The 15,534-nt window shown below is 59.0% G+C and carries 12 protein-coding genes; 5 read left to right on the forward strand and 7 right to left on the reverse strand.

The features are described 5' to 3' along the window. Positions 1–21 precede the first annotated feature (21 nt). The 4 genes from DVJ77_RS15420 to DVJ77_RS15435 all read right to left on the reverse strand — a co-directional run bounded on the left by DVJ77_RS15420 (position 22) and on the right by DVJ77_RS15435 (position 8,002). Positions 22–3,075, reverse strand: a complete 3,054-nt coding sequence (locus tag DVJ77_RS15420; RefSeq protein WP_114846414.1) for an autotransporter domain-containing protein — start codon at positions 3,073–3,075, stop codon at positions 22–24. 382 nt (positions 3,076–3,457) lie between these two features. After that, a complete protein-coding gene (locus DVJ77_RS15425) occupies positions 3,458–6,340 on the reverse strand; it encodes a TonB-dependent receptor (protein WP_114846415.1) in 2,883 nt (960 codons plus the stop codon). Positions 6,341–6,419: 79 nt separating this feature from the next. Beyond that, entirely contained in the window at positions 6,420–7,433 is a 1,014-nt protein-coding gene (locus DVJ77_RS15430; protein ID WP_114846416.1) for a FecR family protein, read from the reverse strand. Then, the gene (locus tag DVJ77_RS15435) at positions 7,430–8,002 is read right to left on the reverse strand and encodes an RNA polymerase sigma factor (RefSeq protein ID WP_114846561.1); all 573 of its coding nucleotides are present in this window, start codon (positions 8,000–8,002) and stop codon (positions 7,430–7,432) included. Before DVJ77_RS15435 ends, DVJ77_RS15430 begins: the two co-directional genes overlap by 4 nt. Positions 8,003–8,667: 665 nt before the next feature. Between DVJ77_RS15435 and DVJ77_RS15440 the strand changes: the two genes are divergently transcribed. The 5 genes from DVJ77_RS15440 to DVJ77_RS21165 all read left to right on the forward strand — a co-directional run bounded on the left by DVJ77_RS15440 (position 8,668) and on the right by DVJ77_RS21165 (position 12,871). Next, positions 8,668–9,954, forward strand: a complete 1,287-nt coding sequence (locus DVJ77_RS15440) for an HlyD family secretion protein (protein ID WP_114846562.1) — start codon at positions 8,668–8,670, stop codon at positions 9,952–9,954. Next, positions 9,947–12,115 carry a peptidase domain-containing ABC transporter gene (locus tag DVJ77_RS15445; RefSeq protein ID WP_114846417.1) on the forward strand — a complete coding sequence of 723 codons (2,169 nt, stop codon included), beginning with the start codon at positions 9,947–9,949 and terminating at the stop codon, positions 12,113–12,115. Before DVJ77_RS15440 ends, DVJ77_RS15445 begins: the two co-directional genes overlap by 8 nt. Before the next feature lie 98 nt (positions 12,116–12,213). Continuing rightward, the gene (locus tag DVJ77_RS21155) at positions 12,214–12,354 is read left to right on the forward strand and encodes a hypothetical protein (protein WP_162791512.1); all 141 of its coding nucleotides are present in this window, start codon (positions 12,214–12,216) and stop codon (positions 12,352–12,354) included. A gap of 15 nt (positions 12,355–12,369) precedes the next feature. Continuing rightward, positions 12,370–12,531 carry a hypothetical protein gene (locus DVJ77_RS21160; protein ID WP_162791513.1) on the forward strand — a complete coding sequence of 54 codons (162 nt, stop codon included), beginning with the start codon at positions 12,370–12,372 and terminating at the stop codon, positions 12,529–12,531. Positions 12,532–12,667: 136 nt separating this feature from the next. After that, the gene (locus tag DVJ77_RS21165; protein WP_162791514.1) at positions 12,668–12,871 is read left to right on the forward strand and encodes a hypothetical protein; all 204 of its coding nucleotides are present in this window, start codon (positions 12,668–12,670) and stop codon (positions 12,869–12,871) included. A gap of 403 nt (positions 12,872–13,274) precedes the next feature. Here DVJ77_RS21165 and DVJ77_RS21170 read toward each other — a convergent pair whose 3' ends face one another. From DVJ77_RS21170 to ilvN, 3 genes are all read right to left on the reverse strand, one after another. Continuing rightward, positions 13,275–13,568, reverse strand: a complete 294-nt coding sequence (locus tag DVJ77_RS21170) for a hypothetical protein (RefSeq protein ID WP_162791515.1) — start codon at positions 13,566–13,568, stop codon at positions 13,275–13,277. A gap of 87 nt (positions 13,569–13,655) precedes the next feature. Next, positions 13,656–15,233, reverse strand: a complete 1,578-nt coding sequence (gene ilvA / locus DVJ77_RS15450; RefSeq protein WP_114846418.1) for a threonine ammonia-lyase, biosynthetic — start codon at positions 15,231–15,233, stop codon at positions 13,656–13,658. Then, entirely contained in the window at positions 15,230–15,478 is a 249-nt protein-coding gene (gene ilvN, locus DVJ77_RS15455; protein WP_114846419.1) for an acetolactate synthase small subunit, read from the reverse strand. Before ilvN ends, ilvA begins: the two co-directional genes overlap by 4 nt. Positions 15,479–15,534: the final 56 nt, after the last annotated feature.

Below are 15,534 nucleotides of genomic sequence, written 5' to 3' on the forward strand. Positions count from 1 at the left end.
CTGGTCCGCCACGCCTGCTTATTACCAGCGATAGCGTGCGCCGAGCATCACGCCATGGTCGCGATGCCGCTTGGCGAAGTCACCGAGGTAGTCGAGCATGAACGACGTGCTCGCGCCACGGCGAGCGCTGAGCCCGAGATTGAGCAGCGCATGGTTGAGTCCTTCGCGTTGGCTGCTGACTTCGAACACGCCTTGCGGATAGCCCTGCAGGTCGGCCAGAAAGCCGTTCTCATGCGCACTGAAGCGATGCTGCAGCAACAAGCGGGCGTGAGGAGTCAGCTCGCCGTGGCTGCTCCAGTCGAAGGTCTTGTAAACCTGCAGGCCCACGCCGATGCGGCTATCGGTGACATGCTTGGCATCGACGTTAAGCCCGGCGGCACCGGCGCCCTGGTCGGCGAAATGCGTACCCGGCAAACGCACCAGATCGATGCTGGGGAAAATCGGCTGCCACACCACGTCATGGCGATCGCGCAACGTCCAGCCATGCTCCAGATGCAAGGAGTATGCGTTGCCGTCATAGCGGGCGTTGGCCTGGGCGAAGTACGGCGGCAATTCGATGGCGCGATGGGTTGAGTTGCGCAGGTGGGTGTAGCCGACGACCGCATCGAGGTAGCCGCGGTCGTAGCGATAGTCCACATAGAAGCGTGCGTCCAGTGCACGCACGCGACCGTTGAAACCGTTATCCACACCATCGGCGCGTAGCTTGCCGTAGCCGAGCGAGCCGCCGATCACCGTGCTTGCACCGACTTGCTTATCGAGACCGAGCATGACACCGACACTGTGCTGGCGCATTCCGGCGACACCGTTGCTGCCATCGAGATGCCCGCGATTACCGAACAGCCGACCCCACAGCGCAGCGCCATCGCTGTGCGATGTGCCGCCCCCGGTGGTGTCGTCGTTGGCGACCAGGTAGCTCATCATCGATGACAGGTCACCGGTTCGGCGCGGGTTGTCCAGGCCCATGCCCGCGGCGCCGGCAGCGAAGGCGACGTTGGCCGCTTGTTCCGCACTCGGGTTAGCCGCGCGCAGATGCTGGTTGAGCGCGCCACCGAAATCGCCGAGCAGGCTTAGCGAGGCCGTACGCAGACTGCCATAGCTTTCGCCGCGCAATTGCCCGGCAACGCGTGCGGCCTGCGTGCTGTTGGCGAACTCCAGCGCACCCAGCAGCGGTTGCAACCCGTTGCCCGGCATCTGTGCCGCCGCGCTCAATGCATGGCTGAGGCCGCAGTCGGCAGGTCCGCACAGGCTGGAATCGGCAAAAGGATTGTTGGCTTGCAGCCAGATACCGTTGAGCTGCTGAATCAGTTGAAAGCTGACGAGTGAACCGTCGAAGGGATGGAAGGCGGCGAGGCGCGGGTCGGCCGCGGTCGGGTCGACGTCGTAACCCGCCAACGGAACGCCATTGGCATCGGCGCGCAACAGATGCTTGAAGCTGCCATAGACAATATTGATGTCGCTGGGCGAGATCTGCGCCGCCGCCGCGCTGGCCAGTTGCTTGGGCAGATCCGCGCTGTAACCCACCAGGGCATACTTTTGGCCGGGCTGGTAGAAACCGGGGCTGACATTGAGCGCAAGTTGATCGGTTTTGCTGCGGATGCTCAATGCACTCATCGAGCTATAAGTGCCGCCGTTATAAAGGTCGAAGCGCAGCGGCGCAGGGCCATGCGCCAGGGCCGGGTTGACGTCGATGGCCAGCAACGCATTGGCATTGAGCCGGATATTGCCAGTGACATCCAGGCCGTTGCCGGTGGGGTGGATGCGCGCCAGATCGCTGACGTACACCGTAGCCCACTGCGTCGCAGCACCTAGTGTGCCGGCGCCTTCGAGCACGCCGCCGTTGCTGAAGTAGTTGTCCGAGACATTCAGTGTGCCGCCATCCAGATGAAGATTGCCGCCGTCGAGGATCAGCGCATCGGCGGCGCTATGCAGGCCACTCCCGAGAGTCCAGGTCGCCCCGTTGGTCACTTTGATGATGCCGTACGCATCGCCGACCGAAAGCACGTTGCGATCGACGAACGGCAGCGCGCTGTAGTTGTTGATCTGGGCAAAAGACTGGCTTTCGTAGGAGTTCGGATCGGTCAGGTTTTGCTGGAACTGCTGCAAGGTCTCCGTCTGCAGATAGTACGCAGCGGTGTACTGCGTCAGCAGGCGCTTCCGGTCGGCCGGCGACAGGCGGTTATAAAGTTGAACTTCGATGTCATCCAGAAAAGCCTGGTTAGTCAGCACCGGCGCGGACTGCGGCGATAAATTCGCGGTCAGAAAATTCCATGCCTCGGAGAAACTCGTCATGGTCTCGTTGAGGTATGGCCTGACTGACGGGTCGTAAGCGTTGTAGTAGTTCGGATTGATATTGCCGGAAACATTTTTGCTGACGGTCAAGGTATCCGTCGTGGCCGCGGCCGTGTGCTCGGTGATGTAGCCCAGGTTGTAGACGTTATCGTTGGGATAGGCCTTGTACTGTTTGGGATCATTGCAATTGGAATGGCACCAGAACACCGCGGGGTTCTGCTTGGCGGCGGGGTCGAACAGCCTGGCATAGGCGCTGCCATGGTCGCTGAAGGCATCGTCCTGCAACTGGGTATCGGTGTTGGCCGGATTGCCGTTGGCGATGGCCTGCAAAAAGTACTGATAGAACGGCGTGCTTCGGCTGGAATCCTGATATCCGCCATCACCGCCGGTAACGCCGTGGATACCGATGTACTGGTTCCATAGCGGTTGATCCTGGTTGGCGAAGGCGCGCGTGGCGCCGCCCACGAACATCATCGAGCACGCGGAAATGCAATAACCGGAGACTACGGTTTTGAGGTTGTTGCGGCGCGCGAAGTCGCCGATGTCATAGCCGGCATAAACCGATCCGCCATTGGAGTTGCGCATCACCAGCGTGTCGATGCTTTTGCCCTGGCTGCGCAGCCGGTCAATGACATCGGCGAGCACATACAGATCGGAATACTTCACGTCGCCGGACAGGAAAACCTGGTTTCCATTGACGTGGATGTTCATTGCCTCGGCAGTCCCGCCGCCCGCCAACGTTCCCAGTGCGGCCGCAGTCAGCGCGGCCATGACCTTCAATTTCATCAATCAACCCCTTTGAGCTTGTCTTATGTCTTGCGTCCCGGTGAAGGCGCAAACATCACGTCGCACCACAGCCAGACACACACGAGCCCGGACCGGGACGTACGACGTCGTCGGTCATGAGTGCGCGCTGGCTGATTGCACGGTGTGCGTGCCTTCCCCCTGTCACTGAAACGCAACAGACGTCGATTCACCCCACCTTGACGGGAGCGGAGGGGCAAGGCATCGAGGTCAGGGTGAGCGGTTGGGGTGAGCGGTAGGTTGGGGTGAGCAAAGCGAACCCCAACATGCCACGGTCGGGCATCGTATTGGGTGCCACGTTGGGGTTCGCTTTGCTCACCCCAACCTACGACACTGCTTGTAGGGGGAGGAGCAAGACGCCTGCTCAGGGTCGATAGGTAAAGCTGAAAAGGTAATAGCGGCCGAGTACGTCGTCGAACAACGGGTTGTAGGCCGTGCCGGGGGTGCCGTAATACACCGGCGAATGATTGAGTGCGTTATGCACGTTGAGCGCCAGCGTCCAATGCCGAAAACCGCTATAGGCCGTGTTGAGGTCGAGCAGGACAAAGGCCGGCGTGTTGCATTTGTCGGCTTGCTCTAGGTAATCGGGGCAGCTCAGATAGCTGTCGGCATAAGGTGCATAGCGATAGTGACCGGTGTAGCGAAGATTTGCCGTGGTGGTCCAATCGCGATAACGCCATTCCAAGCCGGCCAGGGCACTCCAGCGCGGCTGCGAGGCATACCCGGCGTAATGCAGCAGCGGTGTGTTGGCGACCACTTCGCGGTTCAATCGGGCCAGATAATTGACGCCGAGATTGAGCGCATAGTGACCGTAATGCGCGGTCTGCAGGCCATAGCGCAGGTCCAGGTCGATGGTGCGCGCATCGGTATGGCCGAGATTGACCAATTGCTGATTGAGCGCATACAGCTCGCCATGGCGATCACGTTGAAATAGCTGCGGATAGCTACCGGGATGCTGTACGGCATAGGTGACCGGTAGCTGGGTGATCTCGTTGTTGCGGCGAATCCGGTAGAAGTCCAGCGCGATGCCCATGTCGCTGGTCGGTGCCCAGACCATACCGAAGGTATAGCTGTGCGAGGTCTCCGGGCGCAGTTGGGTATTGTTGACCGAGTTCAAGCGCACCTCGCAGAACGAGGTGTTTTCATCGGCTGGATACGACACGTTGCAAGGCAGGATCTGGTTCGGTACCTGCATCAGGAAACCGGTCGCGGCCAGGGTTGCCGGCCGGCTCAGTTGCAGCAAGGTCGGCGCGCGATAACCCTTGGCCCAGGTGCCGCGCACGCTGAAGCTATCGGCCAGGTTCCACTTCACGCCGAACTTCGGAGAGATCGCACGGCCATAGCCCTGACTGCGATCCATGCGCCAGGCCAGGTCGACTTCCAGGCTGCGGGTCAATGGTGCGCTCAATTCCATATAGGCGGCCGAACTCCAGCGATCTTCGCGGCGCGCGGAGGGGCTTTGAAACTGGAACACCTGGTTGCTGAGCAGCAGCGGGTCAGGGGTATCGCTGAGCCGGTCGCGATAAGCCTCTACGCCAAGCGCCATCGACAGCGCACCCTGCGACCACTGCGCCAGCGGGCCGGCGAGATGCAGGCTTGCACCGGTTTGCGAGGCGTGCGCATGGCGGATCAAGGTCGGTGAAATAGCTGCCAGCAACTGCGGATTATTGTGTCCGTCGAAGCGATAGTTGCCGTTGAACAGCGCCCGCGCGAAAAGGTCGGTGCGGATCAAACCGTCGAGCCGATCCTCGCTTCGGTTGCGCTGGTCGTTGACGTGCGTGTCCCAGTCCCATTCGCCTAAGCCGCCCTTGAGGCCCAGAGTGAGATGGTTGCTGGTCGATTCGGTAACGTCGCGCACCGGCCCCAGATCGTTGACTGAATAGCCATAGACGGTTTGACCCCGGTGTCGCTTATTGTCGGGATGATTGGCCGGCAGCCACAGATCTTCTTTGACCGGTGCCATCTGCTGGCGCTGGGTGACCTGGGTCCAGCGCAGATCCGCATAGGCTTGTACGGAACCGAGATTCTGATCGAGATGGCCGAGTACCGAACGGCTGAGAAATCCGGTCTGCAAATTGGTCAGCCTGGCGGAGTCGTCGACACAGTTACCGTTGGCGTGCGGATCTTGCTGCGAGCAATCGGCGGTGTGGCGCACGCTGGCGCCATCGAGAAAGAACTCATCGCCGCCGGGCGTGGCACTGCCGTTAGTGCTGTCTTGTTTATGCGGACCCTGGGTGTTCCAGGAGCGGGCAGCGCCCAGCAAAGGCTGGCGCTGCAGATAATCCACGCTCAACAGCGCGTGGCCGTCGTGGCTGATCTGGCCGCCGAAGCTGGCGGTGAACCGGCGTTGACGGCCATCGCTGTGCCCGGATACGCCATAACTGCCGGTCAGACTGAGTCCCGTGGCGGTCTTGCGCAGAATCACATTAATGACGCCGGCCATCGCGTCCGAGCCATAGATGGCCGAGGCGCCGTCGCGCAAGATTTCCACGCGTTCGATCAGTGCCAGGGGAATGCTGTTGAGATCGTTGACCGTGGTGGAATCATCCTGCGCGAGTCCATAGCCGGCCATGCGCTGACCATCGATCAGAAACAGCGTGGCGGCCGAGCCGAGGCCACGCAGATCAACTGACGCGGCGCCGGTGGCGCCGGACAGTCCATTGTTCTGATAGACAGCGCCGTCCGTCATCGCTACCGGCGCGTTGCTGACGCGGATGCCGGGTTGCGCGCGCAACAGGTCGTACAGGGTCTGATAGCCGCTGTGCTCGATCTCTTCGTGGCTGATGATGGTGAGCGGTGAGGCGGTTTCCAGGCTGGTGCGACGGATATGGGTGCCGGTAACTTCCACTGGCATCAACTTCGTCGCGGTCTGTACGCGCTCGATCGGTGGTATCGCGGTCGACGGCAGCGGCGGAGCAGGCGCGGCGGTCTTTAGTACGTAAGTGTTGTTGTTGACGGCGATGGCGTTGAGGCCGCTGCCCTGCAGTAGCCGGCGCAAAGCCTGGTTGGCATCGAAGCGCCCCGACAAGCCGTCGCTGCGGTGGTGAGCAGTCAGCTCGGGCGCATAGAGAATCTGCGTGCCGCTCTGACTGGCGAAAGCATGCAGGCTATCGTCCAGCGAGCCCGCGGGGATGCTGTAGTTATGTGTTTCCGCCGCTGCCGCGTAGACGTGCACAGTCAGCAGCCATCCCATCAATGCGACGAGAAAGCCTGCGCCCCTGACGATGTGCTGTCCCCCAACAGACATACGGCTAGGCGAGCCGCGGTCGCAACGATGGCACCGCAGGTGGGGAGTGATTGGGTACGACTCTCAGTGGTGTGATCCTTTAGTGCATGCTGTGTTTGATGGAGATTGGATATAGCGTCAACTCGTGTTCGGCGCTGACTTCGGCGCGTAGCCCCCAGCCAGCCACCAAGGCCTTGACCAAGGCATCCTGGTCGCCCGCGTGAAAGCTGCCACTCACCTTCAGTGAGGCCAGGCTGATATCGCCAAGGCGCAATTTAGTCTGCGAATAGCGGTTCATCTCGGTCAGCAGGGCATCCAGCCGACGCTGGTGGAACATCAGCTCGCCATGGGCCCAGGCGCGCGCGGCTTCGCTATCCAATGGCTGGATATCGGTACGGCTACCGTCGTTGGCGATGCGGATCTGCTGGTCGGGTGCGAGGGTGCGGGTCTTTGCATCATCGCCGTCGCCTTGCGTGACCGCGACGACGCCTTCGAGCAGGCCGACGGTAACGGCATCGTCGTCCTTGCTGACCTGGAACGTGGTGCCGATGTCGCGAATGGTATTGCCGCCTGCGCGTACTTCAAACGGTTTGGACGTCCGCGCCACGACGAATTCGGCACGGCCACGATCGAGCACGACCAGGCGGCGTTTGTCGTCGAAGTGCGTGGTGACGGTGGAGTCGGCATCCAGGATCATGCGCGTGCCATCGGGTAGCGACAGCACTTGCGGCTTGCCCGTCGCGCTGGCGTAGCGTTGCATCGGTTGCGTATCGGTAGCCGTGCCACGCCAGTAAAACGACATGCCAAAGGCGAGCAACAAACAGGCGGCCGAGGCGATCGGCACCGTGAGCCACCACAGGCGACGGCGTTCGTGACGCTGCGCACTGCTGCGCCTGGCGGCGAGGCTTGCTGCGCGCAGCAGCGGATCGCCGGCCAGTGCGGCCGCCATTTGATGCAGCCGTTCGGTTTGCGCATAGGCCTGCGCATTCGCCGGGCTTTGCGTGCGCCAGCGCTCGAACGCCTCACGCTCGTGCGTGCCGCATTCAGGCGAATGCAGCCGGGCCAGCCAGGCCTCTGCACTATCTGGCAATGAGGCGGAGTGATGCATGTTCATGGTGTTTGTATGGCCTCCATGCCGAGTAGACCTAAACGTTTGCGCAAAAGTACGAGCGCTTTGCTGATCTGTTTCTCGACCGCTTTTACCGAAATGCCGCAGTGTTTGGCGATCTCGGGATAGCTCATCCCCTCGATCCGATTGAGCAGATAGATTTCCCGGCAGCGCGTCGGCAACCCCAGCAATGCCTTCTGCACACGTGCCAGCTCTTGCTGGGTTTCGATTTGCTGGTCATGCGCCTGATCGGCCGAAGCCAGCCCATAGGCATTCTCATCGAGGCTTACATGGTCTGCGCTGTGATGCGTCTGCGCGCGGCGTGCACGATCGTTGAGCGCATTGATCGCGATGCGGTAGAGCAGGGAGCTCCAGGATTCCGGTGCGTATTCGCGGTAGCGGATCAGGCGCACGAAGCTTTCCTGCGCAACGTCTTGAGCGTCTTCTTCACAAGACACGCGTCGCCGCAAGAAACCTACCAGTGCTCCCCGTTGCTCGCGTACGAAGCTGTCGAAGCTGGTTGCATTCGCTGGAAAACCCTCCGGCTGTTCGCCTTCGGCCGTACCTTGACCCATGCCCTGACACCATGCGCGGAAAAGCGGGATACCGGGCAGAGTATCGTAATTACTCAAGGGTGCGTCGTATGGCATAAGTTACTAATGTAACTAATAAAAAACTCCTCCCCTGTGCCGAAGCACAAGGGAGGAGGGGCTGCCCCCAATAACCGGGGGCGGTCCTCACAGGGGGGAGTGCGAGAACCTCGCGACCTGCGGTCCGTGCAGGCAACGTTCTCCACCGCCGCCGCAAAGCGTGGTGGGGAATGAAAAGCCGTCCCGATCGCCGCCGAAATATCGCGGCAGTGGCTGGAATGGCGATGAAATAGGGCCGAATGGATGGCTATAGACCTTGGCTAGAGTTGCGTCTCCCTCAACCCCTAAACGCAGCCAAGGTGGTACCCCCCTACCTGTGGATATTTGCCGGCAGGCGCCGGGATGCGGCAGCTCGGTGCGGGCGGCGGGTCGAATTATTTTGCGAATCCGGCGGGCGGGGCTGCGGGTTGGGTGACGATTGGGTCTGCTGTGCAGGGTCGTGTGCCGGCATCGCTCCATGGTGGCCAGCGCCATTTGCGGCACAGAACTTTCAGATTTTTCTCATTGACCGGCGATTCTCATTAAGCAAAGACTGGAGCCCAGCCACATTGGGATGTGGCTGAGTTCGCCTGGGGATGGGAGCGCAGTCGATGTCAGGGACGTCGTTATTCAGACAGGAAGTCATTGATGCAAAGCGTAGCGAATGGCTAGGCAGCATCATCGTCGCAGCTCCTCTGTCACGCTGGCTTCTGGTCAGTTGGGGTCTCGCGCTCGCCGCGTTGATCTTGATCTTCCTGGTCTTCGGCCAATACACGCGGCGTGAGAGTGTCGTTGGGCAGTTAGTGCCGGATGCCGGTTTGCTCAATGTCACGGCAAACAATGCAGGCACCATCGTTCAGGTGCTGGTTCGCGATGGGCAAAAGGTGCACCGGGGTGACCCGCTCATAGAGATATCCAGTGAACAGGGTAGTGCTGCTCTTGGTGATACGCATGCTTTGGTAAGCGATCAGCTCGACGAGCAGCAAGCACGACTAAAGTCTGATTTGCTGACACAGCAACAGATATCGAAGCAACAGGTCGATGCGCTGAGCGGCAAGGTGGCTTTGCTGCGCTCTCAGATCACCCAGATCGACGAGCAACTGGTCATCCAAAAACAATTGACCGCCAGTGCGCAAAACTTGTTGGAACGCATCAAGCCGTTGGCTGCTAAAAACTTTGTATCCGCGTTCCAGATACAGCAGCAGGAAACGGCGCTTTTAGATGCAAGGGCTCAGCACAAGACCCTGATGCGGCAGCAGCTTGAGCTGCGACAACAGGCAAACACGGCAGCACAGCAGCTGGCGCAGTTACCACTCGATGCCGCTACCCAGCGCAATGACACCGAGCGTAAGTTGGCCGATATCCGCCAAGCCGTGGCGCAAAACGAAATGCGGCGCGCCGTGGTTCTGCGCGCGCCGCGCGATGGCACGATTTCCACCGTATTGCTCAAACAGGGGCAGATGGTTGCCGCAGGCCAGTCTTTGCTCTCATTGCTACCTAGTGGCGCGGTGTTGCAGGCGCAGCTACTGGTGCCTAGTCGTGCCGTCGGCTTCATCGAGCCTGGCAGCCGAGTGGTGCTGCGTTATCAGGCGTTTCCTTATCAGAAGTTCGGTCAGCACTACGGGTATGTCTCGGAGATATCTCGTAGTACGCTAACCACTAGCGAAGTCACTGCATTGATCGGTGCCGATTCGCGGCGAACACAAGAGCCGCTGTATCGCGTGCAAGTGGCATTGGATAACCAATACGTTCTGGCTTACGGCAGGTCGGAGGCGCTGCGGACGGGCATGGCGCTGGATGCCGATGTGCTGATGGAGCGGCGCAGGCTGATCGAATGGGTGTTCGAGCCTCTGTATGGACTCAGTCGCCGTTTAGTCATGGATGCCGCTCATGGTTGACGATACGAAGCATGTGCCCGCGCCTGCGGCTCAGGCGCATCGATCCACTCTGCACTTCGGCTGGTCGCGGCGGTTGCCGATGCTGCTGCAGACCGAAGCGGCCGAATGTGGCCTGGCCGCACTAGCCATGGTTGCACGCTATCACGGTCATGACGTCGATCTGGCCGGCATGCGCCGTCGATTCTCGACATCACTCAAAGGAGCCACGCTGGCGCGCGTGATGGAGATGGCCGCCAAACTGGATTTCGTCTGTCGGCCACTCAAACTGGATTTGGAGCATCTGACCCAACTGAGGACTCCATGCCTGCTGCATTGGGATCTCAACCATTTTGTAGTGCTTAGGCGCGCTCACGCCCGCGGCATCGTTATCCATGATCCGGCACGAGGCATCCAGAAACTTAGCCTGAAAGAAGTGTCGGCACACTTCACCGGTATCGCCTTGGAGCTAAGCCCCTCGGCCAGCTTTGAGCCTGTGCGTGAACGTCAGGCCGTGTCGATGCGTGCGCTGACAGGCCGCGTGCGCGGGCTGGTGCCGGCCCTGTTGCAGATCCTGCTATTGGCATTGGCGCTGGAGGTGTTCGCACTCGCCGGGCCGTTCTATATGCAATGGGTCCTAGATCAAGTGCTGGTCTCGGCTGACCGCGATCTGCTTGCTCTTCTTGGCCTCGGGTTTATCGGTGTCGTGATCTTCTCGGCACTCATTACCGCCGCGCGTTCCTGGGCGGTCACTTGGTTGGGAGCCACCCTCAATGTGCAGTGGGCCAGCAACCTGTTTGCGCATCTGATGAAGCTACCGCTGGACTGGTTTGAGAAGCGCCATGTTGGCGACGTGGTGTCGCGTTTCGGCTCCATCCAGACCATTCAGAAGACGCTCACCACCCAATTCGTCGGCTCTTTGCTGGATGGCCTGATGTCGCTGGTCACCGTGATTGTGATGGCCTTCTACAGCATCTGGCTTACTGCGCTGGTGATGGGCCTGTTTGTCGCGTACGGGCTTACACGATGGGCATTTTTCAATCCGCTGCGTCGGGCCAACGAAGAGCAGATCGTGTATGGGGCGCGGCAACAAAGCGAGCTGCTGGAATCCATTCGCGGAGCTATGCCAATTAAGCTTGCAAATAAGCAAAGTGAACGGTTGACGCGCTATGCCAATGCGACAGTAGCTAGCACAAATCGCGAAATTGGCATTCAACGTTTAGGGATAGCGTTTACGTTGAGCAACCAGCTGATGTTTGGCATCGGCCGCGTGGTTCTGATCTGGATCGCCGCCGCACTGGCGCTTAAGAACGAATTCTCGGCCGGTATGCTGGTGGCCTTTATCGCCTACGCCGATCAATTCACCAGCCGCGCTGCCGGGTTGATCGACAAGTGGGTGGATTTCCGCATGCTCAAGCTGCATGCCGAGCGCGTGGCCGATATCGCCTTGACGCCGCCGGAGACCGAAGTCGAGTCGGCATGGGAGGGGCCGCGCCCCGAGGCAAGCATCGAAGTGCGCAACGTCAGCTTTCGCTATGCCGACAGCGAGCCTTGGATTTTGAAAGACTGCAGCCTTCACATCAAGGCCGGTGAGTCCGTCGCCATCGTCGGCCCATCGGGTTGCGGCAAGACCACACTAGCCAAGCTAATGCTCGGCTTGCTGCAACCGACACAAGGCGAAGTGCTGTTTGGCGGTATCGATATCCGCAAGCTTGGCTTGGACACCTATCGCCACATGGTCGGCGCTGTAATGCAAGACGATCAACTCTTCGCCGGATCGATTGCCGACAACATCAGCTTTTTCGATACGGATGCGACGCAGCAAAAAATAGGCGCAGCCGCGCAACTAGCCGCCATCCACGACGACATTGTTGCGATGCCAATGGGTTACCAAAGCCTGGTTGGAGATATGGGCTCCAGCTTGTCTGGAGGTCAGAAGCAACGGGTCATCTTGGCAAGAGCGCTATATCGGCAACCGAAGTTATTAGTGCTGGATGAAGCGACCAGTCATTTGGATATGGAGCGCGAGCGGCTGGTGAATGCCGCTGTGCAAAAGCTCGATGTGACACGGGTTGTGATTGCGCATCGGCCGGAGACTGTTGCTAGTGCTGACCAGATCATAATTTTTGATGCGGGGAAGGTAAGTCCTGCCGAACTGAAGGTGGGTCGGCAAATGGGGTCTTGAATTCACAAATGTACGAGATTTATCGGATTGCTGTTGCGGTCCGGTAAAGCCGAGGCTGAGGCGGCCAATCGTCAGCTAACCAAGAAAAGGATCATGACATGTATGAAATGACGGATATTGAAATTAGTGACGTGAGCGGCGGTCTACCCAATTCCGGGGCGGATTTCATCAATACCGTTGGACCGATAGCAGTCGATTTCATTGCAGGATTCCTAAACGGTTTCCATCGTGCGTTCTAAAAAGGAGTGTCAAAAATGGAATCTTTGTCTTTCGAGCAAGTGCAAGCCGTTAGCGGCGGAGTGACGGCGTATGAATTGGGCGATGCCATTGGCTACGGCGTTGGAAAAGGAGTGCTTATGTGTGGTGCTGTTGCTGGCATTGCATTCGTATTAATCGCCGGAATAATGGCCAGTTAAGGTGACGGAAGATAACTCAATGCCATGATGGTTGCGTCACCGTCAGCATGATTCGCGGTGACGCAACATTTTTAACGTGAGTACGCATGTTATATACGCGTAAATATCTTTTGCGAGAATTTCAGGGAGGTCAGTTGTGAGCGAAAAAAGATTCTACACGGAGCGAGCATTGCATGGCTTATCTGGCCTTGTTCTCTATTACATAGTTGTCGTCGGGTTAATGCTTGTGATTAGAGGTGCTAGAGACTCATATGCCTATGAAATATGTCTTGGCGTTGCCTCTATTGGTATAGGTGGTGCGCAATGGCAGATATTAAAGTATTTTGGTCGTAAGAAATGACATGGCGCTAAGGTGACGGGCATCGCTAGATAAGTTAGTCCAGATTTGACTTTTATTCGCCGGTTTGCGCTGCGGTTGCTGAGCTATGCCCATGAAAATCTTGTCATGTACAGGGCTAATTCGGCCGAATTGCCCGCAATGCTCAATTTTTTGGTGCCGGCCTATGTGGCTCGAATAACAAATGGTTATTTCGTGAATTCAATGAATAATAATTGACAAGCTGCGGACGAATATTTCCGACAATTTATTGCAGACGATGGCAGCTTTCTTTGTGATGGAGTCCGAGTGAAGACAGAAAATAATCGGGCCAGCTGGCCTTTTTCGATAAGACTGGCTGTTGGAAAGTCAGGCTCGCGTCGAACCCATATGATGTGGTTCGTGACGATGTTCGGCTTAGGCCTCTTCATCTGCCTTGGCAACGAACCGTGGTCGCTACATTTCGTGCTTGGTGTGATTTCTTTTGTACTTGCGTTGTGGTGCCGTCTCGCCATGCGGTGGGTCGATAGAAAGTCTCGATGGGAATAATACATATGGCTTTGATGCTAAAAGCGACCTGATAATTAATGATGGAGATTGTCATGAGAAATGGAGATAAAGCGCCTACTTTTCCCCAAAAAGTCGCCACATCGTTGTTGCAGGAATCATTTTGTGCGGAATGATTATGCTTGCTATCGGCTATGAGATAGGCAAAATCCATGCATTGAGTGACTCTTAGACTTGGATGGCCGCAATCGGCGCAAGTGCTAGTCGCTGTAGCAATAGATAGCTGCCGCTCGCGCTAGCTTCACTCACATAACAACAACCGATAAGCGGGGTTATCGCTCTCGTTCCGATACGGATAGCCGAGCGTGCCGAGAAACTGCTGAAACAGCGGACGTTCGCCGGCCGGTACCTGGATGCCGACCAGAATGCGGCCGTAGTCGGCGCCGTGATTGCGGTAGTGGAACAGGCTGATATTCCAATCGGGATGCATATGGCCGAGGAAACGGGTCAATGCGCCGGGGCGTTCGGGAAAGTCGAAGTGGTAGAGCTGTTCATTGTGGGCCAGTGGCGAGCGGCCGCCGACCATATGGCGTAGATGCAGTTTGGCTAGTTCGTCATCGGTGAGGTCGAGCGCGGCAAAACCTTGTTCGTGAAAGGCCATCGCCAGTGCGGCGTTTTCGTCGCGGTCCTGGGTTTGGATGCCGACGAAGATATGCGCCTGGGCGGCGTTGCCGATGCGGTAGTTGAATTCGGTGATATTGCGTTGGCCGAGTGCGGCGCAGAAGCGGCGAAAGCTGCCGCGTTCTTCGGGGATGGTTACCGCGAACACGGCTTCGCGCTGTTCACCGACTTCGGCGCGTTCGGCGACGAAGCGCAGGCGATCGAAGTTCATATTGGCGCCGGAGACGATGGCTGCCAGCGTAGCGTCGCGCAGGCCGTGTTCGGCGGCGTATTGCTTGAGTCCGGCCAGTGCCAGTGCGCCGGCGGGTTCGGGCACGCTGCGGGTTTCTTGAAACACATCGCGGATGGCTGCGCAGATCGCGTCGGTGTCGACCCGCAGCATGCCATCCACATACTGTCGGCAGAGCGCGAAGGTTTGTGCACCGACTTGTTTTACGGCGGTGCCGTCGGAGAACAGGCCGACTTCGTCCAGGGCGACACGTTCGCCGCTCTCCAGCGAACGTGTCATCGCATCGGAGTCGGCAGCCTGTACGCCAATCACTTGAATCTCAGGGCGCAGCATTTTGATATAGGCCGCCACGCCGGCCAGCAGGCCGCCGCCGCCGACCGGCACAAAGACGGCATGCAGCGGACCAGGATGTTGGCGCAGGATCTCCATGCCTACGGTGGCCTGCCCGGCAATCACATCGGCATCGTCGAATGGATGGACGAAGGTATAGCCATGTTCCGCATGCAGGCGCGCGGCCGTGGTTTGCGCATCGCTGTAGGAGTCGCCAGTGAGGATCACTTCCACCGACGAGCCACCCAGGCGGCGCACGGCATCCACTTTCACTTGCGGTGCCGTTACCGGCATCACGATGACCGCGCGGATGCCGAGGCGAGCGGCGGCCAGCGCCACCCCTTGCGCGTGATTACCCGCCGACGCCGCAATCACTCCGCGTGCGCGTTGGGCGGGGTTGAGTCCGGCCATCTTGTTATAGGCGCCGCGTAGCTTGAACGAGAACACCGGTTGCTGGTCTTCGCGTTTGAGCAGCACCCGGTTGCCAAGCCGGGCCGACAACAGGGGCGCATGTTCCAGCGCGGTTTCGCGCGCTACCTCGTAGACGCGTGCGGCCAGCGTGCGGCGTAGCAAGTCGTGGTCCGACAACATGGCGTCGGTTACGACAGCGCTCGTGCGTGCGGCGAGTGATGCGCTCATGCCAGCGCGGCAACGGTCGAGCGGTTGACTTCAATGACATCGACCAGTTTGCGCGTTTGCTCGATGATTTGTTGCACGGTGGTCTCCGCGCCATGCATCACCAAGGTCAATTGCGATACGGCTGGATCTTCGGTGGCGGCGACGGTGAGCGCATCGATATTGCAGTGGCGCGCGGCAAACAGGCCGGCGACGCGAACCAGGGCGCCGGACTCGTTCTGCAACAGGATGGAAAGTGTGTGTTTCATGGGTATCCCGGTTTCGCGTCGGTAGCTTCTTGTGGTTATGCCGGTCTGCTCAAAAC

The organism is Dyella tabacisoli (genome assembly GCF_003350925.1).
GTDB lineage: Bacteria > Pseudomonadota > Gammaproteobacteria > Xanthomonadales > Rhodanobacteraceae > Dyella_C > Dyella_C tabacisoli.